At 36.1% G+C, this 24,279-nt stretch carries 19 protein-coding genes and 1 pseudogene; 17 read left to right on the top strand and 3 right to left on the bottom strand.

From position 1 onward, the window contains the following. From CDG56_RS12670 to CDG56_RS12640, 7 genes and pseudogenes are all read left to right on the top strand, one after another. Positions 1 to 140: pseudogene (locus CDG56_RS12670) on the top strand (IS4 family transposase); the annotation flags it as partial. Then, complete coding sequence (locus tag CDG56_RS12665; protein WP_087548070.1) at positions 137 to 1,255, top strand: tyrosine-type recombinase/integrase; 1,119 nt, start codon at positions 137 to 139, stop codon at positions 1,253 to 1,255. The pseudogene CDG56_RS12670 and the gene CDG56_RS12665, both read left to right, overlap by 4 nt. 95 nt (positions 1,256 to 1,350) lie before the next feature. Next, entirely contained in the window at positions 1,351 to 2,517 is a 1,167-nt protein-coding gene (locus CDG56_RS12660) for a tyrosine-type recombinase/integrase (protein WP_087548069.1), read from the top strand. A gap of 125 nt (positions 2,518 to 2,642) precedes the next feature. Further along, the gene (locus tag CDG56_RS12655) at positions 2,643 to 2,936 is read left to right on the top strand and encodes a helix-turn-helix transcriptional regulator (RefSeq protein ID WP_086043923.1); all 294 of its coding nucleotides are present in this window, start codon (positions 2,643 to 2,645) and stop codon (positions 2,934 to 2,936) included. A gap of 22 nt (positions 2,937 to 2,958) precedes the next feature. Next, positions 2,959 to 3,282: a hypothetical protein gene (locus tag CDG56_RS12650; RefSeq protein ID WP_005104557.1), complete on the top strand. Its 324-nt coding sequence runs from the start codon at positions 2,959 to 2,961 to the stop codon at positions 3,280 to 3,282. Positions 3,283 to 3,406: 124 nt separating this feature from the next. Beyond that, complete coding sequence (locus CDG56_RS12645) at positions 3,407 to 3,742, top strand: helix-turn-helix domain-containing protein (RefSeq protein ID WP_005104554.1); 336 nt, start codon at positions 3,407 to 3,409, stop codon at positions 3,740 to 3,742. A 154-nt stretch (positions 3,743 to 3,896) separates the two neighbouring features. Further along, positions 3,897 to 4,511 carry a DUF6088 family protein gene (locus CDG56_RS12640; RefSeq protein ID WP_087548068.1) on the top strand — a complete coding sequence of 205 codons (615 nt, stop codon included), beginning with the start codon at positions 3,897 to 3,899 and terminating at the stop codon, positions 4,509 to 4,511. 377 nt (positions 4,512 to 4,888) lie between these two features. Here the strand turns inward: CDG56_RS12640 and CDG56_RS12635 are convergent, their stop codons facing one another. Beyond that, on the bottom strand, positions 4,889 to 5,197 hold the full coding sequence (locus CDG56_RS12635; protein WP_004782586.1) for a hypothetical protein: 309 nt from the start codon (positions 5,195 to 5,197) through the stop codon (positions 4,889 to 4,891). A 284-nt stretch (positions 5,198 to 5,481) separates the two neighbouring features. Between CDG56_RS12635 and CDG56_RS12630 the strand changes: the two genes are divergently transcribed. The 3 genes from CDG56_RS12630 to CDG56_RS12620 all read left to right on the top strand — a co-directional run bounded on the left by CDG56_RS12630 (position 5,482) and on the right by CDG56_RS12620 (position 9,692). Continuing rightward, positions 5,482 to 5,805, top strand: a complete 324-nt coding sequence (locus CDG56_RS12630; RefSeq protein WP_005104551.1) for a helix-turn-helix domain-containing protein — start codon at positions 5,482 to 5,484, stop codon at positions 5,803 to 5,805. 249 nt (positions 5,806 to 6,054) lie between these two features. Then, the gene (locus CDG56_RS12625; protein ID WP_171295162.1) at positions 6,055 to 7,758 is read left to right on the top strand and encodes a DUF262 domain-containing protein; all 1,704 of its coding nucleotides are present in this window, start codon (positions 6,055 to 6,057) and stop codon (positions 7,756 to 7,758) included. 11 nt (positions 7,759 to 7,769) lie between these two features. Beyond that, positions 7,770 to 9,692, top strand: coding sequence for a DUF262 domain-containing protein (locus CDG56_RS12620; RefSeq protein ID WP_005251361.1), 1,923 nt, complete (start codon positions 7,770 to 7,772; stop codon positions 9,690 to 9,692). Positions 9,693 to 9,745: 53 nt separating this feature from the next. Here the strand turns inward: CDG56_RS12620 and CDG56_RS12615 are convergent, their stop codons facing one another. Both CDG56_RS12615 and CDG56_RS12610 read right to left on the bottom strand, forming a co-directional pair. Next, the gene (locus CDG56_RS12615) at positions 9,746 to 12,013 is read right to left on the bottom strand and encodes an ankyrin repeat domain-containing protein (protein WP_087548066.1); all 2,268 of its coding nucleotides are present in this window, start codon (positions 12,011 to 12,013) and stop codon (positions 9,746 to 9,748) included. After that, entirely contained in the window at positions 11,983 to 12,210 is a 228-nt protein-coding gene (locus CDG56_RS12610; RefSeq protein ID WP_087548065.1) for a hypothetical protein, read from the bottom strand. The genes CDG56_RS12615 and CDG56_RS12610 overlap by 31 nt, the downstream gene beginning before the upstream one ends. Positions 12,211 to 13,313: 1,103 nt before the next feature. Between CDG56_RS12610 and CDG56_RS12605 the strand changes: the two genes are divergently transcribed. The 7 genes from CDG56_RS12605 to CDG56_RS12575 all read left to right on the top strand — a co-directional run bounded on the left by CDG56_RS12605 (position 13,314) and on the right by CDG56_RS12575 (position 24,277). Then, a complete protein-coding gene (locus tag CDG56_RS12605) occupies positions 13,314 to 13,898 on the top strand; it encodes a class I SAM-dependent methyltransferase (RefSeq protein WP_087548064.1) in 585 nt (194 codons plus the stop codon). A gap of 27 nt (positions 13,899 to 13,925) precedes the next feature. Beyond that, the gene (locus CDG56_RS12600; protein WP_087548063.1) at positions 13,926 to 14,951 is read left to right on the top strand and encodes an HNH endonuclease domain-containing protein; all 1,026 of its coding nucleotides are present in this window, start codon (positions 13,926 to 13,928) and stop codon (positions 14,949 to 14,951) included. A gap of 32 nt (positions 14,952 to 14,983) precedes the next feature. After that, entirely contained in the window at positions 14,984 to 16,078 is a 1,095-nt protein-coding gene (locus tag CDG56_RS17175; RefSeq protein WP_205666498.1) for a lecithin retinol acyltransferase family protein, read from the top strand. 150 nt (positions 16,079 to 16,228) lie between these two features. Further along, positions 16,229 to 19,687: a type I restriction-modification system endonuclease gene (gene hsdR, locus CDG56_RS12590; RefSeq protein WP_087548062.1), complete on the top strand. Its 3,459-nt coding sequence runs from the start codon at positions 16,229 to 16,231 to the stop codon at positions 19,685 to 19,687. A gap of 63 nt (positions 19,688 to 19,750) precedes the next feature. After that, positions 19,751 to 21,313 carry a type I restriction-modification system subunit M gene (locus tag CDG56_RS12585; RefSeq protein ID WP_087548061.1) on the top strand — a complete coding sequence of 521 codons (1,563 nt, stop codon included), beginning with the start codon at positions 19,751 to 19,753 and terminating at the stop codon, positions 21,311 to 21,313. Next, positions 21,310 to 22,767, top strand: a complete 1,458-nt coding sequence (locus CDG56_RS12580; protein ID WP_087548060.1) for a restriction endonuclease subunit S — start codon at positions 21,310 to 21,312, stop codon at positions 22,765 to 22,767. The genes CDG56_RS12585 and CDG56_RS12580 overlap by 4 nt, the downstream gene beginning before the upstream one ends. A gap of 88 nt (positions 22,768 to 22,855) precedes the next feature. Continuing rightward, positions 22,856 to 24,277 (top strand): DarT ssDNA thymidine ADP-ribosyltransferase family protein, encoded by a 1,422-nt coding sequence (locus CDG56_RS12575; RefSeq protein WP_087548059.1) that lies wholly within the window; start codon positions 22,856 to 22,858, stop codon positions 24,275 to 24,277. Positions 24,278 to 24,279: the final 2 nt, after the last annotated feature.

Here is a 24,279-nt window from a genome sequence, read left to right as displayed (position 1 = left end):
CAGTAAGTTTATTTCGCTACGGTTTGGACTATGTTCAAATGGCTATTCTACGTTTGATTGGTTTTGGAAAAAAAGAAGAATTTAAGAAAGTGCTCGCAATTTTAAGGAAGAAAAAGCCTGATAGGACAAGGGCCCTATGAAATTTGTCGTGTACAAAGATTTTTTAGTCAAAAAATCAGGTGTTAAAAATTGGCAGTATCGTTACAAGAATTCTGAAGGTAAATGGGCTTGGATGGGTCTTGGTTCTTACCCTCAAGTGAGTGCTCAACTTGCTCGTCAAAAAGCACGAGAATTTACTTCAGCTCTTTCTAAAGGTGAAAGCCTGAAGTCGAAGAAAGTACTGCTCGAGGAACGAAAAGAGCTTGAAAGCTTTAACTTTGAAAACCTAATGAGAGAGTGGTTGGACACTAAATCAAATAAGTGGGGTGAGGCAACATACACGAAAGCTCAAAAATCTATTGAGAAGCACATTATTCCAGTATTTGGTCAAGGTAATTACAAAGAGATTACGCCAAAAGAGTGGTTTGATTTTTTCCAAGGACTACAACGTACTTTAGGCATTCATACTCAGATTGAGAAATTGGTTTCATACGTACGTGGTTGCTATGACTGGGCAAAGTTTAAAGGCAAGATAAATTCAAATCCAATAGAAGGCATGAGCAAACATCTAGATGCCTACGAGTCAGGGAACATGGATTTCGTGACTGTTGATGAATTACCAGCTTTACTTAAGAAAATTCGTAATAATAAAAAGCGCGCCATCGGCATTGGTCTTGAGCTGCTTATGATGCTATTCCCACGTCCAGGTGAGTTAAGGATAGCAAAGTGGGAGCAATTCGATTTTAAAAAAGCCTTATGGACCAAACCTGCAGAAATGACCAAAACACGTCAGGAACATCAAGTCCCACTATCTAAGCAAGTCATTACATTACTCACAGAGTTAAGATCCATTCAGCCAGAGTCTGAGTTCTTGTTTCCGAGCCGTCTTTCTGTCAATAAAACGATTAGTGATATGACATTCAATCTAGCTCTGAATCGCTTGGGGTATAAAGGAAAACAGAATCCTCACGGTTTTAGACATCTTGCAAGTACCATTTTGAATGACGCATTCAGTAATCAAGAACAAGTGATAGAAGTATGTTTGGCGCATAAGAAAAAAGGTGTCAAGGGTGTTTATGATAAATCACAGCATTTAGATGAACGCCGTGTGTTGATGCAGTGGTGGGCTGATTATTTAGATGAATTGGTCAATTAAAAAGTAAACCTTTTTCTTGAACTTAGAATAAAAAATCTCTGGAGATTTTAAGAGCTGTGATCAACTGCTATTAACGTAATTTTTCAGACATAGTAATGAGACGTACCGAGTTAAAGAAAAAAGGTTATTTGGCAGATACAGTTCTTACTGCATTAGAAGTGGAAATGCAAGACTATCGATTATGGGACAGTCCAAATTTATATTTTTTTGTAAAAGCAAATGGCAGCAAAAGTTGGCAGTTTAGGTATAAAAAAAGAAATGGAAAATGGGGGTGGAAAGGGGTAGGAGCTTACCCGACTATTAAAGCTAAAGAGGCAAGGGTAATTGCGAGCGGCTATCTGAAAGAAATAGAAGCAGGTACATTTTTAGAAGTTGATAAGTACAAGTTATCTTCACTTATAGAAAGCTTACTTGATAAAAAACAAAAAAAATGGAGTCCTAAATATTTTTCTAAGATGCAATTATCGATTAAAAAACATATTTATCCTGAATTTGGAAATCGTGATTTAAGAACGATTAAAACCATGGAATGGTACGAATTTTTTGCGAGATTAGAATATGATTTAAAAATCCCAGCACAAATGCGCAAACTACTTAGCTTTGCAAGAGAGGCGTACGATTGGGCTTGTATATATTGTGAATATAAAGAAAATCCTGTGCGAGAGGTACAGGGATTTTTTGAACGTCATAAAAGTGGAAATTTCAAATTTGTCGATTTAATTGAATTGCCAGACCTTTTGTCTGCAATTCGTTCATATTCTAGTCGTAGTACAGCAATAGGTTTAGAATTATTGCTTTTACTCTTCCCACGCCCTGGTGAGTTACAACAGGCGAAGTGGGAACAATTCGACTTTCATCGGAAGATTTGGATTAAACCTGCAGAGATGATGAAAAATAAAAAAGAACATCGTGTGCCTTTGCCAGACCAAGCAATTATATTGTTAAAAAGATTAAAAGAGATACAGACACCATCCCCATATTTATTTCCCTTACGAAATGACCCAATGATGGCAATGAGTGTGGATACCTTCAATGAAGCGTTAATATCTTTAGGCTATGAGAATAAACAGCATCCACATGGTTTTAGGCATTTAGCATCAACAACGCTTAATAATAAATTTAGTGAAAAATATCAAATTATTGAATCTGCACTATCTCACGTTAAACAGGGTACAAAAGGTATATACGACAAAGCAGAGCATTTCCAAGAACGAGTTGATCTAATGCAGTGGTGGGCAGACTATGTCTATTCACTGAGTTAATCAATCCCTGAGAAAATTTAAGAGTCACCCCATGGGGTGACTTTTTTTTCCAGTTTTATATCAAAATAATTTTAAAATTTTGGTCTCTGATACGCTCTATTTAATATCTTTATTTGAGATTAGAAATGGATTGTGTGATTGATAGAAACGAATCAAATTTAATTGAGAACACTGAACAGACTGAAGTATTAAACATTGTTCAGATAAAGCCTTTCTTATTGAGTTACAACACGGTATGTAAGCTTCTAGGTATAGAAAGAAACGCATTGCGAAGATTAATGAAGAAAGATGATCGCTTTCCGAAACCATTAAAAATGGGATTATCACGTCAAGCAGCTGTCTATTTTGATCGGGAAGAAATTGAAGCCTGGTATCAAGGGTTTAAAGAAAGATGCCGAGGTCAAAATGAGAAAATTTAAAAAACTAAAAAGGATTTTAAACATGGCACAAAAATCTGGAAAAGGTTTCATTAATAAGAAATATGCATTAGTAACCAAGCTATATCAGCCGTATATCAATATGGAAGTAAACCAAGTCGATATAGAAGATATTATTTTCAATATTGATAAGAAAGCATTGATATTGGGGGATGGTTTTTGGCTGAAAGTAGAGAGAAAGACTTATATCTTTATTGGTAATACGGCGCTTTGCGTGTACGTGCATCTCAAATACGTCGGAATGGATGAGATACTTCAGCAACTCTATGGAAAACGAGAGTTAACTGAAGAAGAGAAAGAAGAGTTACTCAAAATAAGGTATTCTTGAGTTGGGAATGACTAAGGCATAGGAATTCTATGCCTTTTGACTAACTTCTGCAAAGTTCCTAATATGGAACTTAAAGCTTAAAAATAAATTATTAAGTACCTTTTTAGGGACTTAGGAAGGGTGCATGTTAAGTAAGTCAGATTCTCCTAAGTATATTGCAGAAGAGTTTGGAAGAAGACTCAAAAGATTAAGATTGAATAAAAATTTGCGTCAAATTGATGTGGCTGAACATTCAGGTTTGTCCCGTAAAATAATTATAAATGCGGAATCCGGTAATGTGACGCTCGAAAACTTAATCCAAATTCTTTATTCACTTAATGCATTAGACCATTTAAATAGTTTTTTGCCAGAGCCACCTTTATCACCTATACAGCTTTTAAAACTAAAAGGAAAGGTGAGGCAGAAAGCTTCAAATACCACAGCGATGAAAAAATTAGAAGAAAATGATTTGGGTTGGTAGGAGATATTAAATATATTAATTTAACCTGAATCCTTCTTAATCCAATCATGTAGAAGAAATGTGTAAAATCGAATCTGGTCGTTGAAGAGATAGGTTGTGCGGTAATTCCCTTATGGTTTCAACCACCTTTTATAATCTGTTTGGGGCTTAAGCTATGTTTAGTATTGCAAAAGCGGTTCAAGAGCGAGTGAAAGGATTTCACCTTGGACATGTCTTTTCTGTGGACGAATTTACACAGTTTGGTAAGACTGAGGTAGTTTATCAGGAGCTCCATCGTTTAACTAATCAAGGCGTGATTAATCGCATTCAGCACGGTGTTTATTATAGACCTAAACCAAACAGTATGTTGAAGGGGCGATACTTGAGTCCTGATGTTTATGAAGTGGTCAAAGTAATTGCTGAAAAAAATGGTGAACTCATCCAAGTTCATGGGGGTATGGCCGCAAATCGTCTTGAATTAAGCACTCAGGTTCCAGTGATGGATGTGTTTTATACCTCAGGTAATTCTCGTGAATTTAAGATTGGCGGCACTCAGGTAAGATTGCTGCATACTAAAAACAGCAAATTTTTCCAACATCCATTTGACAGCCGTGTAGGAGTGGCTATATCAGCATTACTCTTTTTGGGAAAAGAGATTGTTGATTTGAATATGGTTAAAAAGCTTGAGAAGATGCTTACATCTGAAGAGCGGATATTGCTTTATCAGTCCTCTTTGCCGATGTGGTTGCATGAGTTACTGCATGAGCAAAAGACAAAGTTCTACTTTTAAGCCAATCAATTTAAATTAAAGCCCTTAGCCTGTTAAGGCTAAGGCCAGTTTTGTCACTCAGGATACTTAGACCATGTTAATTCAAAATATGGTCCATCTTTAAACTTATTCTAATCTCCATCCAAATCAATTGAGACACTAAGTCCTGAAACTGCTTTTTCATAGCATCTGCAATCTGATGAGAGTATTTCCAATCTTAGTAAACCGTATCTGCAACTCAGGTTGCAAGATCAAATGCATGAGCTGCAGAATGTCACATCCTAGTAATGACTCATAGGCTTAACCATGATTCAGGTTAATTTATATAATATGAAATTTAAAGAGCATTCTTATTAGTGAAAGGAATTAAGGATGCTCTCTATTCTAAAAACTATGATTTATTCAGACTGTATAACCATATAAAAAATTGATAATAACTCATTAGAGAGTTCTTGGTAATTGATAATCCCTTGCTTGTTAAAGCCATATTTTTCAAAGTACTGGTTGTCTGTAAAGTAAGCAACTGCTTCAAAAGTATTGAGGTGTTGTGCTACATCTAACTTGTTGCAAAATATCGGATTGAACTGAAGTTGTAGCGCCGTAGCTTCAATGATTTTTGTCGCAATAATTTTAGAAATTTGACGGACATTTAAATTTCGAATTACTGGATGGATCGAAAAAGGGATATGACTCGGTGAACTGCTCATAATAGATTCCACGATAATTTTACTTAAATGGTCTGTTATGAAAGAATGCAAAGGTAAAACGTCGAAATTTTACATCTTTCATTTCAGTGATTTGAGATGAAAAGCATGAGTGCTTTATTGTCGAGATAAGGCACTCATGCACATACACTATTCTTCATATTAAATTTCCTCTTTTAATTTCTTTTGATGATGTCTTTTTGTCGAAATAGACAATAAAATACTGACAATATATATATTGAAAATTGTCGATATAGTCAAGTTTTATTGTCGATTTATGGTGTTTTATGCTGGCTGAAATGGATTCTGAGTTGTTTTGTGCTCGGCTCAAAGAAATAAGAAAACAAAGAAAATTGACTCAGCAAGAACTTGCTGAAAAGTCTGGTATTCCATCTACGTCGATTTCACATATTGAAGCTGGCTCTCGTAAGCCCTCTTTAGAAAATTTTTATAAGCTTGTGGTTGTCTTAAATGTGTCTGCTGACTATCTACTAGGGCGTACAGCACGTAGTTCAGATGTAGGTAACGATCCAATTGCTAAATCAATTCAAGAGTTACCTGAGTTGGAGAGAGAGATGATTGAGAAATTCATATTGTCTTTGCAAAAATAATTGATCCGTATTTGTAATAAAACAAATGTTAAATCCATGACCTTTTGATGGTAGGAAAACTCAGTTAAATAGTTCAAGTGAGGTTGAAAAATACTCAATCATTGCGTCGAAGAAGTTTGATTTAAGAGAGGATAAAGAGCTTTTTGATAAGACATATGGGTAAATCAAGTTACTTTATTAATCAGGTAGATAAAAATAGTACGTTGTAAAAAGAGGGCAAGAGTGAACACAACTTTAATGATAGAACCAATGAATATCCAACAATTATTGGATAAGAACTTTTTTATTCCGGCCTATCAACGAGGATATAGATGGACTCCTCAACAAATTAAAGATTTTTTAAATGATATCAATCAATTTGAACCTAAAATAAATGATAAAGGTGAGAAATCTTGGTACTGTTTACAGCCTTTGGTACTTAAGCCTATGGATCGGGATTCTATAAGTATAAATGGGCTGGATATTGAAAAAACATGGTATGAGGTCATTGATGGGCAGCAACGGCTTACGACTATTTTCTTATTGATCCATTACATTAATGAAATGTGGAAAGGTAAATCTAAATATAAAGAATTTACTTTAAAATACCAGACTCGCCAATCTAGTTCGGATTTCTTAAATAATTTAGAAATTGATATTAATAATGCATCTATTAGTGAGCAAAATATTGATTTCTTTTTTATAAGTAATGCTTATCAAACAATTCATGAATGGGCTGAAGGATTAGAATCACTAGGGCAGTTAAATTCAGCTGAATTAGAATCAAAATTTGTTCATTATACGAAAGTTATTTGGTATGAAACTGATAGTGATTCAGTAGAAGTATTTACTCGTTTAAATGTGGGGAAAATTCCATTAACTAATGCTGAGTTGATAAAAGCATTATTTTTAAACAAGACTAACTTTATTGAATTAAATGATAAAGATAAGGCAAAAATAAGATTACAACAGATTGAAATATCAACAGAATGGGATCGAATGGAATATGCCTTACAAAATGATTCATTATGGTATTTTTTAACAGATAAAAAAGTATTAACAACCCGAATAGACTTAATTTTTAATTTAATATCAAACAAAAAAAGTAATGACGACGATTTTTTTACATTTAGATTTTTTTCAGAAAAGTTAAAACAAGAAAAAATAAAACAAGTATGGCGTGACGTGAAACAATGTTTTCAGACACTTCAAGAATGGTATGAGGATAGGAAATTATATCATAAAATTGGTTACCTAATCGCCACTGGTTTTGGTATTAATGAAGTTTACGAATTAAAAAACTCTAAAAGTAAAAAGGAATTTCTTAATTTAATAAACGAAAAAATAATAGAGTATTTGCCAGGAGATGATTTAGATGAGTTGCAATATGGATCTCCAAAAATACGCCCAATTTTATTATTCCATAATGTCCAAACGCTATTAAATAATAAAAATGAAACAACCAAATTTCCATTTGACCGTTATAAAAAAGAAAAATGGGATGTGGAACATATCACTGCATTAGCTGACCAGCCACCAAAGTCTGATCAGCATAAAAAAGATTGGATAAAAGAAATTTTAGACAATATTTCAAACTTGAATTTAGATTCTAGTTTGCAAACTAAACTTATAGATGTTCAAAGTGATTTAACAAAGTTTGATGAGTTTTTTATTCAATTTATAGAGGCATTCCAGGGACAAGGATTGGATGTGAATTCTATTGATAACCTAGTATTGTTAGATTCTTCAACAAATAGAAGTTATAAAAACTCTGTCTTCCCTCTTAAGAGAAAGAAAATTATTGAGAGAGAAAAAACAGGTACCTTTGTACCTATTTGCACAAAAAATGTTTTCATGAAGTTTTATAGCACTGATGTGGAACAAATGACTTTTTGGGGTGAAAAGGATAGGGAGCGATATTTGACTGATATTGAAGAAGTAATAAATTCTCTCAAAAACTCTCAGTCAGCTTAAGGAATTTCATCGTGTTAAATAAACAAACTGCAGAAAAAATATCTTTTTGGAACTTGCTCCAGTCAAATAAAATTGAAATCCCAATTATTCAAAGAGATTATGCACAAGGGCGATTAGAGCAAGAAAAAATTAGAGAACGTTTTTTAAATGCACTTTATATTTCATTAAGTGAAGAAAAATCTATTGAGCTAGATTTTGTTTATGGCAGTCAAGTTGATGATACTTTGCAACTTTTAGATGGTCAGCAACGTTTAACAACTTTATTTTTATTACACTTTTATTTTGTAAATAAAGATCATGTTGATAACATTACGAAAAACAAGCTTTTAAATTTTACTTATGAAACACGTATTAGTTCACGAGAGTTTTGTGAATCATTAATAAATGACGTTTTTGACATTACGAACTTAGACGATAGTACAAGAATATCAGAATTGATAACTGATAAACCTTGGTTCTTCTTATCGTGGCAGCAAGACCCTACGATTGCAGCTATGTTGAATATGCTAGATGCTATTCATGCTAAATTTTATGATATCAAGAATGGGTGGAGTAAACTCACGGAAAGGAATGTGATCCAATTCTACCATCTGAATTTGGATAATTTTGGTTTATCTGATGATCTTTATATTACTATGAATGCCCGAGGAAAGGCTCTCACAGCCTTTGAAAACTTTAAAGCATTACTAGAAAAACAAATTAATGAAGAAGGATGGGAAGATAAAGATACAGAATTCAACCAAAAATTTGCTTATAAAATAGATAACCAGTGGACAGATTTATTATGGAGTTATCGTAATAAAGAAAATTCTATTGATGAATATTTTTTACAATTAATTTCTAACTTGTACTTAGTAAATAAAAGGGAACTGGATAATGTACAAATCTTGGCAACAAATCCATCTACTTTAATTTCAATTTCATTTGATAAAAGTACATTAGAATATTTAGTTAAAAGCTTGGATAACTATTCTAGTACTGATCTTAATTTGATAAGTAACCAATTGAGTAATTTGAATTTTTTAAATTTCAAAGATCTTAAAAGTGACTTGGTCTTTAATAATTTCTTTGAATTAATTTCTACTTCAAGCCATGTCACATATCCTCAACGTGTAATGTTTTATGCACAGACGTGTTATTTGAATGCGGAATTAGATTTTACCTCAGTTAAATTCTTAGATTGGATGCGTGTCATTAGGAATATCGTGAATAATTCAACAATTGATAATGATGAATCTTTTTTAAGTGCTTTGAATTTGGTTAGAGAGTTAGCTAGAGGACAAGATAATATTTATCAATATTTAGAGAAGAATGTGATTAGTTCTAAATTTGCAGCGAAGCAAATTGATGAGGAGATCATAAAAGCTAAATTAATTAATGAATCTCAGGAAAATAAAAATGCTATTCATAAATTAGAAGATTCACAATTTTGTAGAGGTAGCATTGGAATTTTCCTAGATTGTCTGGATGAATTTAGTTTTGAAAAGTTAAATATCCTTCGTAAAAATATTGTACAGAAATACCTAAATGATCGAGATATTTCTAATGATTTCAGACGAGCCTTGTTAACAATAGGTGATAATAAATTTTATAACTATTGGTGGTCTATACTTCATGCTGTATCTGCCCCTAAGCGTTGTTTAATAGCAAATACTGAAGACTTGAAGTTTTTGTTTAATCGAGATCCAAGTTATTTAAAAGAGCTTTTCATCGTATTAATGGATAAAGATCTCGAAGAAGTAATAGATGATTATGAACTTCCTGTGGATATGCCGAATTGGAAGCAACGTTTAATTAAAGAGCCTAATTTGTTGGATTATTCAAAACACCATTATTTAGCTATTAAAGAAGATGAATCTTGTTGTTGGTTGATTCCACAAAGTCGAGTTGCTAATAATGATGCAGGTCGTACAAGATGTAGATTGATTGTATAAATAAAAAATAAGCGTCTACCAGCATGGAGTTTGTTGGTAGACGCTATTTATTGTTAGGCTATAGAAATCAATTCTTTTGCTTTATTGGCATTAAAATACTCAGCTATTTCATGCAAAAAAATACGACGTCCTTCATCTGCATTTATATAGCTTTGTTCCAAATGAGCGCCGTGCTTTAACATAAGATCGACAGCATCAGCATTATCTTTTTCAACAGCTAACATGAAGGGTGTATAGCCTTTAATTGGATGCTGGGCTGTGTTTTGATTTGGATCGGCGCCATATTGTAAAAGTAATTCAAAAATCTCGTATGCATCGCACACTTTTTTGTCTCCAAGAGAGATTTTTTGTATCTCTTCAAATAACATTTTTCTTGGATCATAGTCTGATAGGCTTTGAAGCTGTTTATAGCTTTCGATATCACTACCTCCGTTAGAATGACGTCTAATCGAATCTGCAAGATATTTATCATTGGCTTGTTCAACTTTATGACCATTCAATATGCCAATCACACCTAAATTCTGGTAAAGCATGGAAATACCATAAAGACCTGTAATATTAGGATTAGCCCCATTTTCCAATAATAGTTTTACAAGTTTTGGTAGGTTTTTCTCAACAGCAAGGTTTAAAGGGCAAGTCTGCTTTTTCGCTGTGCGTTCATTTAAAAGCTCTTTATCAAAACCACATTTGAATACATATTGGATGAATGTGTATGTTTCATCTGATTTAGCTGTAATGTGGTTTAATGCCAACAGCACAATACTATCGTTATTTGAAGTTAAAGCATTTATGTTGGCACCAGCTTCAATGAGCTTTCTAGCTGTAGTAAAATCTCCGATAGCTACAAAGTAGTGAAGTTGAGGCCATTTACGTCTTTGTTCAATATCAATGTAAATGCTTGCATTCACTTTTTTAAAGTCAGGGCTAATATCCATAGGAACTGCAAGGCTGCCGATTTTTGGAATTAATTTTTTAATTTCCATACCCTTGTCGCTAAAAGTCTCGGCAGTAAAATATTTAAAGAATCCAACTAGGGTTGCTTCTTTTTCCCATTCTTCAAAAACAAAGTCGGTTTTAAAGCGGTCAGGGCGCTCAATTGGATCAAAGATTCCAACTTTAAGGTCAAATTGGATCGCTAAATTCGAAATCTTTCCAATGAGTTTATTTTGGCTTTCTATAAGTGAAGCAATGCAAAGCATCTCATTCAGCAGTACTTCTAAGTAACGCATATCACGATATAACAAACCATCTAAGCATAGTTCATATTCAGTGAGTGCTTCTTTAAATTGATATTGATATACCAAATTAATTGCTTTAGTCCAATGTATATATGGAAGAAGATGACCGACTTCTTGGTGCTCAGTAAGGTACTTATCTATTTGGTTTAACATTAATGTATTTAGTTGAAAAGTTATCTCACCTGTTGAGCTATAGACCATTGATGCTAAATGAGCATCGGTTTGATCAATACGTTTAACATGCATTTTATCAAAAAATACTTGAGTTAGTTTTTGATATGAAAGAGGGATTTCTATCAAAAAAGGAAAATGTGTTTGTACATTGGCAATAGCCATCGCTTTAAAGGTAAGTGCTTGGGTGTCATGTTGCGAAATACGATGAGACTTCAATTTTTGGTTGTGTTGTTCGGCCAAAAATTGGATAAAGTTTCCATGTTGCAATGAGAACCCATATTTAATTTTTAAGGCTTGTAGTAATCGCGCAAAACACAACAATTCATAATGTGCCTGCGATGTTTCAGTATTGGTTAAAAACAAGCGTTTTAAGGTCGATGGCGTAGGTAAGGCATCTGGGCGACCAAATTTACTAATGTAATTTTTATCATCAGGACTTAATACGTCACTTTCCAAAAAGTTAGCGAAGTTTTGGTCAGTATCTTTAAGATAAGCCAAGCTTTCTTTAATAAAGTTGTTACCTGTCCAGTGTTGAACAAAACCCATTTGGGATATGCAAAACTGTATAAGCTTGTGTAAAGCAGGTACTAAGTAATTTGACCATACAGACTTGCGTATCGCATTAACATCCATAATTGCTGTTAAGCGAGCATGTAATAGCATTGCATTATATCTGTCCAAAACATTACGCTTTAGCAAGGTTACGAACTGCAAAGCTGTGCGATCAGAAAACTCTTTTGGGCACAACTGATCCAAAAATAAGTCGATATCATAGTGCGAAGCGCATAGTTTGTTTGATGAACCATCTAAGTGTTTAGAGTCTGTCACCGAGAGTTGGCTCTTGGTATCCATATGACTAAATAAATCACGAACAATTTCTATAGTTGTTGGAAAGGTATTCTTTGGCATTGTAAAGCTCTGCGTATATCTGTCTTAAAATTTAAATAGGCTTTTCGGTCACTGGGTGTGCCTGGTATCGTAATCTTTTGTATTTGATTTACAAGTAAAAAATCATGTTTTTTACCGGGTTTAAAAGATGCAATACCATCTTTGATAAGTTGCCGAATATATTTGTTCAGCTCTTTGTCATGACTGTACTTTTTCATCGGTAATCCTGGATTAAGGGGATTGCTCCCCTTAATGATTATTTGGCATTACCACGGCCACCACCTGATGGGCGACCTGTTGTGCTGGGCCAATTGCCACCAGGGCTAGGATGCGTTGATGGTGGGCGGTTGTATTGAATGTGCATGAGGATAATCCTTCGTTTACATAGCGAAATTGCTATGAATTGAAGAATATAGAAATGCAATATTTTCTTCTTCTGAGAGAATGGAGTTTAATTTTTTACTACTTCATTCTGTGAATTTTTGTTCTAGATGCAAGAGATAATTGGATAGATATTTTCAGAATAATAATTTATTTAATTATTATTTCCATGTTGAGAATTCGATTTCTGAAAATCAAAATACATTTACTTTCGAATCCATGCCATCTATAGACAATAGGTTTTTGTTTTTTGGTAATAACTATATTTTTAATGCCAATAAATGCCAAAAATCTTCATGAATCAGCCATTCTTAAGCACTTTTGTGCTATTCAAAAGACAAAAATAGCCAATCGCTGCCATTAACTTCCTTTTAGTGGTAGATAGGCGGCATTTTTGAGTCAAACCTCTGCCATTTTGTGTCAATCTAAGCCAAAAAATAAATTAAAAATTAAACAAAATACGACTATTTTTATAGTGTAATGGATCGTCGAAAATAGTGTAATGCACTATTTCTTATAGTGTAACGGATCGTCGAAAATAGTGTAATGCACCAATTTTTATAGTGTAACGCACATGAAATAAACCCGTTTTTATAGTGTAACGCCTAAAATTTTATAGTGTAACGCAGCGCTTTCTATAGTGTAACGCACATAAATTTTGTTAATTTTATAGTGTAACGGTAGGGATGTATAAAAAATAAACAGAATTTTAAGTTTTTATATGGATTTGTTTAAAAAGGACTGTTAAATAAGTAGTTTTGATTATTTTTTAATCATCTTTATTTTGGGAAAATTAAAATCAGTTCTAATTTTTTTATCTTACACATTATAAACTTTCAGATAATACAGCGACATTTTGTCGCAATCTAAGATTTGAAATTTATCTAATCATGGGCATATAAGTGAGCTAGTGACCAATTTTATTTTTAGGAATTCAATAATGGGGAATGTGGGCTATTATAACCAAAACTCAGAGCAGTTTGTTCAAACAACGCTAAATGTAAATATGGAAAGCTTATATCAGGCATTTCTAGTACTTTTACCGAATGGAGGCCATATTCTTGATTTGGGGTGTGGATCAGGACGGGATACATTAGCGTTCAAGAATAAGGGCTATCAGGTTGAAGCGTTAGACTATTCTAAAGCTTTGGTTGAAAAAGCCACGGCACTCACTGGGATTCCTGTAAGATATCAAAGTTTTTATGATTTGAATGATCATGGTATATACGACGGAATTTGGGCATGTGCATCTTTATTGCATTGTGAACGTGATCGTTTGACTGATGTTTTGCAAAGTATTCTGAATGCTCTTAAGGTGAATGGGATTTTGTATATGTCATTTAAATATGGAGACAAAGACCGAGAAAAAGATGGTCGAAAGTTCACAGACTTAAATGAAGAGCAGGCCAAAGAATTATTAAATCAATTTCATCAAATTGAATTAATTAAGTATTGGATTACTATAGATCAGCGACCAGATCGTGAAGAAAAATGGTTAAATATTCTAATTAAGAAGAATGCTTAAATATAACAATTCACGTGGGGGTGCTTTATGTCTGAGTTTTATGAGATTGAACCGTCTCTTGAAAACTATTGGCGAGCAGTTATTCTATTTGGGCGTAATGTTGCATCCTATAAATTTGCTTTAGCAAAATCACTTTATGATCTCAAAGCTGAGGGTAATACCATTATTACTCTCGATAAATTAGCAGGACCTTTCAGCCAACATATTTGTGAACACCTCAAGTTTGTTGATAAGCAAGCTACATCGAGCTCTAGTAAATTCTTAGATTTTTGTCGTGCCTACAATACTGGTGAAATTGACCAGCAAACACTGATAGCTAAAACAGTTCAGTATGGTTTTGTGAATGTAATTGATGCTTTTCACAATGTTCACGGTCAGGAATTGTCCAAAAGATTTTTTATGGATGCCCGGAAAACACACGGTGGTATCATTTTAACTGATGATGTATTTCAGCTATTTGAGGCTCAGAATTCCAAAGATTTGATCGATGAAACTGAAGCAAGATGGCGTTTAGTTGAAACAGCTTGGGATATGAATCTACCTAAGCATTTGGTTCAGATTCAGCATGATGATCAAGGGCTCTTGGTTGCTGATAACAAAATTAGAAGAGTCAATGTGACATCGGCTAAGTCAGCTTTAAATGGATATCAAAAGAGTAGATGCTTTTATTATTTTGCCCCTATCACAATTGATCAGTTTTTTGAGCACTCTGCAGATGTTGATCATTTTTTTCCACATAAATTGCGTGAGTGTGATGTTCAAAAACCCATCAACGGTGTAGCGAATTTGGTATTGGCATGTCCTACATGTAATCGCGGTCAGATGGGTAAGTTTGATCGTTTACCATCGGTCAATTTATTAGAGCGCTTGCATAAGCGTAATGAGTATTTGATTACAAGTCATCACCCACTTCGAGAGACTCTAATTGCTCAAACAGGGTTCACAGAACCTGCGCGCCGTGGTTTCTTACAGGATGCTTATAACTGTGCCACTTTAACTATGGGAGGTGGAAAGAAATGGAAGCCAGCTCAGAATGGAATTAGTGTATTCTAATGATAAATAAGTAAAAAGATAATGAAGTAAATATGGGGTTATTTGATTTTATTTCAGATGCTTGTAGCACGATCGCTGATGCTGCAAGCTCAGTCGCTGACGCAGTTGGAGAAGTTGCAAGTACTACTGTAGATATTGTGTCAGATGCTGCGAGTACAACCGCAGATATTGTTGGTGATATTACTGGTACTACAGTTGATGTGTTGAGTAGTGCGGCAGACTCCACCATTGATGTAATTGGGGATGTGGCGACTTCAACGATAGACGCTATCAGTGGTGCTGCGAGTTCTACCGTAGATGTGATTGGTGACCTGGCTGGTTCAGCAGTTAATACAGTGGGTGATGTCACAAGCTCAACTATCGATTTTGTTAGTGATACTGCAAGTACAGCATTAGACTTTGCTGTTGAGAATCCATTAACGACAATTGCAACAGTAACAGCTGTTGCTGCAACTGGTGGTGCAGCTTTGGGAGTGATGGCTGGGGCTGCTGCTGTCACAGGTGTTTCTACAGCTGGTGTGATGGGGTTTACTACTGCAACTGGGGCAGTGACAGGAGCTACAGTAGCGGGTTCGACCGGATTACTTACCTCTGCTGCTGTAGTTGCAACAAAAACGGCAATGACTACAACTACAGCTGCACAAGTTGCTGTCGCTGCTCATACCGTCAAGCATGTTGGTGGGTATCTTATTGATGAAATAAAAGGGAGAGTGCAGCCAGTAAGAGGTTCTGTAGTTTATTGCGATTTAACCTTGGGAAATGGAATAGCTGAACATACTGGGATCTATATTGGTAATAATGAAATTGTTCATTTGAATAGGCATGGCTTTATTGAAGCTGTTAGCCCGAAAGAGTTTCTGGCTGCGTGGACTACAGGATTTAATATTTATGTTTCTTGCCAAGGTGATAGTGCAGTAGGATGTGACGAAGCTGCCGATTTTGCTGAATCAAAGATTGGTAATACAAGGAACTACAATGTTTTCAGGGATAATTGCCATCAATTCAGTGCTGGATGCCTTATAAAAGATCCTGAAAATTACAACAATTTTTTATGGTTTTTAAAAGATGAAGCTAAAAAACGATTAGGTGCTGACAATTGGCGCTTATGGGATAAAAACTATTGGTAATTTATTTAACCACCTTCGGGTGGTTTTTTAATCCTGAATTAGACTTATGTACAAAAGATTTTTCTTAATAAAAATAACGTGAACTGATATGCTTATTTTAAGGGGAGCTTTGTATAAAAGCATAATAAAGTACAGATAGTTGTAAATAATATGATGAATTTAACTGAGTCTCAGTTTGATTTTTTAAAGGACGTAGATCCTTTGATGCATGCTTTATTAGTCAGTGCGGAAGCAGCATACTACACAGCACCAGCGCATACACTTGTACAAACCCGAAAATTTGCTGAGATTCTGGTTAATAAAGTAGCCCAAGCCAATCAACTTGAAATCCCTGAACAGGCGGATTTTCTCTCCCGTATTCGTTTACTTGAGAATAGACTCAAGCTGAAAGCTGACTTTATCTCTGTTTTACATACCTTGCGTGTTAATGGTAACAAAGGTGCGCATGATGCCGAAACCGATCATAGTGATGCTTTGACTTCACTACGGTTATCGTATCGAATGGCACAGTGGTTGTATATTCTGACTACTCAGAAAACCAAATTGTTCCCTGAGTTTGAAGCACCTGTTGACCCAACGCTTGAAGCACGGCGCATGCGTTTTGAATTGATGGAGCTACAGCAGCAGTTGCGTACGGCACAGGACAAGCAAGCTGTTCACTCAGATATTCAACATAAATTGGCAGCCCTAGAAGCAGAGAATTTACAGCTTAAGCAACAGCAGCAAGTAGAAGCACAAACATTACAGGCTCAACTCGCTGCCTATGAAGCAAAAGTAAAAGAGCTGGAACAGCAGGCAACCATGCCTACTTTAGAGACACCTATTGAAGATGAGCAATTGGATATAGCCAATGCTTCATTTGAATTGTCCGAGGCTGAAACACGAGGGCTCATTGACCGTCAGCTTCAGCTCGCAGGTTGGCAGGCAGATACACAGCTTTTAAGGTATAGCAACGGCGTTCGCCCGCAAAAAGGTTTAAACCTTGCAATAGCAGAATATCCGACGTTACTGGATGGTGAAGAGGGTTTTGCGGATTATGTACTTTTTGAAGGCTTGATGCCTGTTGCAGTGGTTGAAGCGAAGAAGCAGAACAAAACCGTCAGTCAGTATATTCGTCAGGCGGAGCGTTACTCACAAGGCTTTCTATTTGCGTCTGATTTAGACAAGCCCTATAAGAATACGCCGTGGACATCTGAGGAGAAGGTCTACCACATTCCTTTTGTGTATGCATGTAATGGTCAAAAGCAGTCTAAGCGTTTAGCTGATGAGGGCGGAATCTGGTTCCGTGATGTACGACATCCATCCAATATTTCTAAGGTATTACAAGGTTTCCATTCCCCAGAAGGGTTGAAGTGGAAACTTGAGCAGGATATTGAACGTGCAGATGAATATTTAGAACAGACCGAGATCCTGCCATTCAATGATCGTGCCTATCAGCGTGAAGGAATTAAAGCGGTTGAGCAAGCAATTGCCAAAGACAAGCAACGTATTTTACTGGCTATGGCCACAGGCACAGGTAAAACGCGTTTAGCGACTGGCCTAATGTACCGATTAATCAAAAGCCAGCGTTTTAAGCATATATTGTTTCTGGTTGATCGTTCTACTTTGGGCACACAGGCATTTGATGCATTTGGTGCTGAAGTGATTGAGCAAGGCCAAACCCTGGCACAAATCTATACGGTTGCCGATTTAGGTGTAGATATTACTGAACGTCCTGAAGTTCAAGTTGCTACAGTGCAAAGCTTGGTACATTGTCTGTTTAACAGTGATGCACCACTGCCAATCGATTTTTATGACTGTATCATCATTGATGAAGCACACCGTGGTTATACCCTGGATAAGGAAATGACCGAAGGTGAGGAAACGATTCGTGATGAAGCACAGTATCTATCTACCTATAAGCGTGTTATCGACTATTTTGATGCCACCCTGATTGGTTTGACTGCAACACCTGCACTACATACAACGGAGATTTTTGATAAACCTGTATTCACCTACAGTTTTACTCGTGCTGTAGAAGAAGGCTATTTAGTCAACTATGACAAACCGATTCGCTACATCACCAAACTTAGTCAGGCAGGTATTGAAATACCTAAAGGAACAAGCGTTCAGGTGATGACTAATGCCACTGGGCAAAAGACCACGGCGCTGATACCCGATGACATGGATTTTGATGTCGCAGACTTTAACCGACGCGTGATAAATGAAAGCTTCAATAAAGTCATATGTCAGGCATTGGTAAAGGATCTGAACCCGTTAGGTGATGAGAAGACCATGATTTTCTGTGTGACGGATCGTCATGCGGATCAGGTGGTAGCATTGTTAAATGAGTTTTTCAAAGAGAAATATGGGAAAGACTGGAATAATGATGCTGTGGTGAAAATCACAGGCAATGCAGATCAGCCGAGCAAACTGGTAGAGAGCTATAAAAAGAATAAGTTCCCGAATATTGCTGTCACTGTAGATTTGCTGACTACAGGCATTGATGTGCCGAAGATTTGCAATTTGGTGTTTATGCGTAAAGTCCGTTCACGTGTGCTGTTTGAACAGATGCTCGGTCGTGCAACCCGGTTATGTCCTGATATCGGTAAAACAGAATTCCGTATATACGACGCCGTCGATATCTTTGCGACCTTGCAAGCGGTCAATACGATGCAACCGATTGTAGTACGTCCAAATATCAGTATTGATCAGCTCATTCGTGAGTTAAGTGATCCTGAATTGATGCAAAAAGCTAAAGCAATCGATGTTCCTTGTATTGATGAAGTTAAACGTAATCAGGCTGACATTGTTTTAGACGAGTTTATTCAGAAAGTCACCCGTATTCTGGGTAAGGCTGAAAAATTCAAGCATCATCCCGATCAAGTAAAACTGCGTGAAACACTAGGAAAAATCAAAGAAAACTTCGGGGTTGAATCGAACAAACTACCGCAAATGCTGCGTGCTAAAGGTGTAGATGATCTTGGTACTTGGCTACAGCAAAACAGTGCGATTTTAGAAGCACGTTTGGCTGAGGTTCGTAGTGCTCTCGGCACCTTGGATTTACCAATTATCTCGGACGAGAAAGACGAACTGATTGAACGCGTCGTAGATACGGCACATCAACAGCCTGAAGATTATCTGGAATATTTCGATAGCTTCGTTAAAACAGCCGTGAATGACAATGCTGCGATTAAAGCAGTCGTAACACGACCATCTGATCTGACTCGCGAGCAGTTGCGAGAACTGGAAAACTTGTTGACTAGCAAAGGCTTTACCCAAAGCAAGCTAACCCAGGCACTAGGTGGCAATGAGTCCAATCAGACTTATGCATCACAGATCATCTCTATGATTCGCCGTTCAACATTGGGTGAAGAAATCTCTTCTGTCGAAGAACGTTATCAGCGGGGTCTAAACAGGATTTTACAGCAGCGTGCATGGACGGAAGATCAGAAGCAATGGTTGGCACGTTTAACCCTGTTTATTGCTAAAGAGGTGGTGGTTGATAAGAATATGATCCACCATCAGTTTGCTAAAGATGGTGGAGTGAAACGCCTGAGCAAGTTGCTTGATAGTGACGTTGAAAAACTGGTCGATGATATCCATGATGGGTTGTGGCAGGCCTCTTAACTGCTACAATCCACCTGTAATAAAATTTCTATATTTTTCACATTTTCTGATGAAGTGCAGCACATGACACAAAATGATATTGTCCAAAAACTCTGGAATCTTTGCGACGTATTAAAAGATGACGGGATTAACTATAGCGACTATGTGTCTGAACTGGTGATGCTGCTCTTTGTCAAAATGGTTGATGAGCTGGATGACGAGTTTTCTACGCTTGCCAAGATTTATCCTGAACAATATAAATGGACGCACTTTAAAGATCATAACGGCATTGAGCTATTAAACTTCTATAAGCAAATGCTCTTGGACTTGTCTCAAAATCAAAATGAGTTGATTGCATCAATCTATGCCAATGCTCAAACCCGTTTACGTGAACCTCGCCATTTACAGCAACTGATCAATGAATTTGACAAACTGGACTGGTTTAGCATTAAAGCAGATGGACTAGGCGATTTGTATGAAGGCTTGCTTGAGAAGAATGCGACCGAAACCAAATCAGGGGCAGGTCAGTACTTTACGCCACGTCCACTGATTAACAGCATTGTGCGTTGTATGCAACCCAAGCCAAGTGAAGTGATTCAAGATCCAGCATGTGGTACGGCAGGCTTCCTGATTGCTGCGGATGCGTATATACGACAGCACAATGATTTGTATGCACTAACTGAACAAGAAACTCAGTTTTACACTTTAGATGCTTTTATTGGTGTTGAGCTTGTTCCGAATACGCGCCGTTTAGCGCAAATGAACTGTTTACTGCATGATATTGGTGGTGAGCAAGGTGCAATTAAACTGGGTAACTCATTGGGTCCTGTGGGGCAGGCCTTGCCAAAAGCGGATGTAATTTTAGCCAATCCGCCATTTGGTACGTCTAAAGGTGGTGAAGCAAGTATTACCCGTGATGATTTGCCATTTAATACCTCAAACAAGCAATTGGCATTCTTGCAGCACATTTATAAGAACTTAAAACCAGGTGGCCGTGCCGCCGTGGTATTGCCAGATAACGTGCTGTTTGAAGCTGGACAGGGTACTGCAATTCGTCAGGACCTGATGAATAAGTGTAACGTGCATACAATTTTGCGTTTGCCGACAGGGATTTTCTATGCACAAGGTGTAAAAACCAATGTGTTGTTATTTACTAAAGGAACAGAAGTCAACCCGCTGCAAGATGAACACTGCACCACGGATACTTGGGTATATGACCTACGTACCAATATGCCAAGTTTTGGTAAGCGTACGCCATTTACCGAAGCGCATTTAAAAGGCTTTGAAACTGTATACGGCGCGAACCCTAAAGGTTTATCACCACGTACTGAGGGTGAATGGTCACTTACTGAAGAAAGCCAAGAGCAAACGCTTGAAAATAGCCGTTGGCGTAAGTTTAGCCGTGAATGGATTAAAGAGCAGAAGGGTGATTCTTTAGATATTTCATGGTTAAAAGACAATGACGCCGTGGATGCTGCGAACTTACCTGAACCGCATGTGTTGGCAAGTGAATCGATGTCAGAACTGACTCAAGCTTTGGTTGAGCTAGATGCGCTGATACAGGCTTTAGGTCAAACTGATGAAGCCAACACTCAAAAACAGCTATTAGCTAATGCATTAGGTTTAGGCGCTAAGGAACAGGTATGAGTTTAGATAATTTGCCTGTTGAGTGGTCTACAGAACAATTAGGTCTTTTAGTAAATTTTATTGATTATCGTGGAAAAACGCCTACAAAAACTTCGGAAGGTATTCCACTAATAACTGCTAAAAATATCCGAGATGGTTACATCAACAGAGAACCACGTGAATATATAGCAGAAGATGCCTATGATGAATGGATGACTCGTGGAATTCCATATTTGGGCGATTTGGTAATTACGACTGAAGCACCAATGGGAAATGTTGCTATATTAAATATTCAGGAAAAATTTGCACTTGCCCAACGTGCAATATGTTTGAATTTTAAGTACAACCAACATATTTCAAAATTCCTTTATTATTATTTGCGTTCTCAAAGTTTTAAAAGTGATTTACAAGAAAAAGCTACAGGAACAACTGTTCAAGGTATTAAAGCTGCGGAATTAAAAAAAATATTTGTTCCTTTAGCTCCTCTAGCCGAACAACAAAAAATCGTTCGTCAGCTTGATATCATGCTCGCGCAAGTCGAGCAAATTAAAGCGCGTTTAGATGCAATTCCTGCCATTCTTAAAAAATTCCATCAGTCGGTTTTGGCGGATGCGGTGAGTGGGAAGTTGACGGAGGCTATTAATTTCCAACAAGAAGAATTTTATGACTTTGTCTATGAATTAATAAAATTCAATAAAAAGAATAAGAGTATTGAAGTAAAAGAGGTTTCTGAATATAAAATCAATTGGAAAGATATTCCATTGAGCTTACTTGTTGATCAGGAGCGTGGTATTCCCTATGGTGTTGTTCAGACAGGGGATGATACAGATGGGGGAATTAATACCATTCGGTGTGGTGATGTTTTACCTTTTAAGGTAAGACGCTCCAATTTAAAAAGAGTAGACAAGAATATTGAAAAGAACTATTTCCGTACAAGATTACAGGGTGGAGAGGTTATTTTAGCTATTCGAGGTTCAGTTGGTAATGCAGCAGTTATAACAAGCGATCTTCTCAGTGAACCTTTAAATATTAGTCGTGAAGTAGCAATGATCCCTGTAATTTCAAAGTTAGATCCACACTATTTGACCATATTTTTACAGAGTCCGAGTGGGAAGCAAGTTTTAATAGAACAGACAAGAGGTGTAGCTCAAAAAGGTATAAATCTTGATGATTTGAGGAAATTATATATACCTTTACCAACTCTTGAAGAGCAAAAGTTAATTGTTGAAAAAGTTAATACTTTATTTGGAGTTTCAAACCATATCGAAGAGATGGTTGAATCAGCCCGAAAACGAGTGAATTTACTAACTCAATCTATTCTTGCCAAAGCCTTTAGCGGTGAATTGACAGCAGAGTGGCGTGAACAGCATCAGGACCTCATTACAGGTGTAAACAGTGCGGAAAGCTTGCTTGCTAAAATCCAGGCGGAACGAGAAGCGAGTAAGCCTGTGAAAAAGGCGAAGAAAGTTAAATAAACTTTTCAAATTTTATTATTTTAAGACAGCTTTTAAAGGCACTCGAAAGAGTGCCTGAGTTACTTTGGATTATTCTTGGGGGTAAATAATGGAAATTCTTTTTTTAATAGGAGGATTCTTTTTATTATTTATTTTAATAGCGCCTCTAATTAATGCATTTGGTTCAAATAGCCCCCATAAAGACAAATCTCAAGCTGAAAAAAAAGAGCAAGCTTTAAAAGATATCAAAAAAAATTATGATACGAGTAAGGATTTATTTTCAAAAGGGCTGCAGGCAATTAGTAAGGGGGCTGCTCAACTTGAGAAAGCTACAGAGGAGCTGGCTGATAGAGCTGAAAAATATCGGAAAGAAGAATATGAAAAAGATTATCATCGCACTAAAGCCAAAGTAATTGAAATAAATAAAAATAGAAAAGATGCGGGTTTAGAAGAAGTTTCTCTGATAGATTTTTTTGAATACAATAAAGATTATCAGGAGCGAGCGCGTAAAGAACTTGAAGCTTTAGAGGCAAAAAAGCGTAGAGAACGTTTAGCTTTACTTATAGAAGAGCATAATAAACTTGAAATTGAATCTAAAAATAAAGAATTAAAAACAAAAGTTGCTTCCGAAGAAAGTTTAAAGAAAAAACACTCTATAAGAGTTGATAATGAAAGTAAAACTCCTCAATTAGCACCCCAAAATTATCCACCTATACCGGCTACATCTAGCCAAATACTAGACATTAAGCTAGATGCCCTGCCGAAAGGATTGGTTGAGTTTATCTATATTCGTTATTATTTGACAGGTGAAAAATCGCTACCAAAACTGAAATGTATATACGACAGTTGGGAAAAAAGTATCTATGCTGATTCAATACTCAATGAAGCGCAGTGGGCGAAGATCATTGAAAAAATGTCATTTAATCCAATAAAATGTAAAAAAATTAATGCATTATATCACTTTACACACAAAGGTAATTTACCTTCTATTTTATCAAAAGGTTTACTCACGAAGAAAACCTTGGAAGAGCAAAATATTGAATATAAATATAATGATGAAAAGCGTCTAGATGGTATAAAAGACTCTATTTCCCTGTCATTTAGTCATCCAAACTGGAAAATGTTTTATAAATATAGGGCTATGATAGGGTTAGAAGATTGGGTTGTATTAAAAATTTCTCCTGAATTGTTGTCGGGTAATACCAATCCAGATTTAAGTTTATTGAATGATTTTGATTATCTAGATAAAGCAATATTCTGTAAGAAGAATGCGGCGCATTTTACCGAAAGAACTAAGACTAGCGAAGAAAGAAAATCCCACAAAGTATTTTTGGATATATTTGAATCGACAATTGATATTGAATTGCTTACTTACCCTTACTTAAATGAATCGGAAATTCTTTATCAAGGGGATATTCCTAAAGAATTTATTCAAGAGATTCATGTAATTGAACAAGACCCTGAGCTATTATGGGTACATGGTTTAGGCTTTAAGGTCAGTATTAACAAAACAGTATTTGAGAAAAGATAAGG

Origin of the sequence: Acinetobacter sp. WCHA39, assembly GCF_002165385.1 — a bacterium.
In the GTDB taxonomy this organism is placed as follows: Bacteria; Pseudomonadota; Gammaproteobacteria; order Pseudomonadales; family Moraxellaceae; genus Acinetobacter.
The sequence above is the reverse complement of the archived record's forward strand: the minus strand, read 5'-3'. Positions and strand labels throughout refer to the sequence as shown.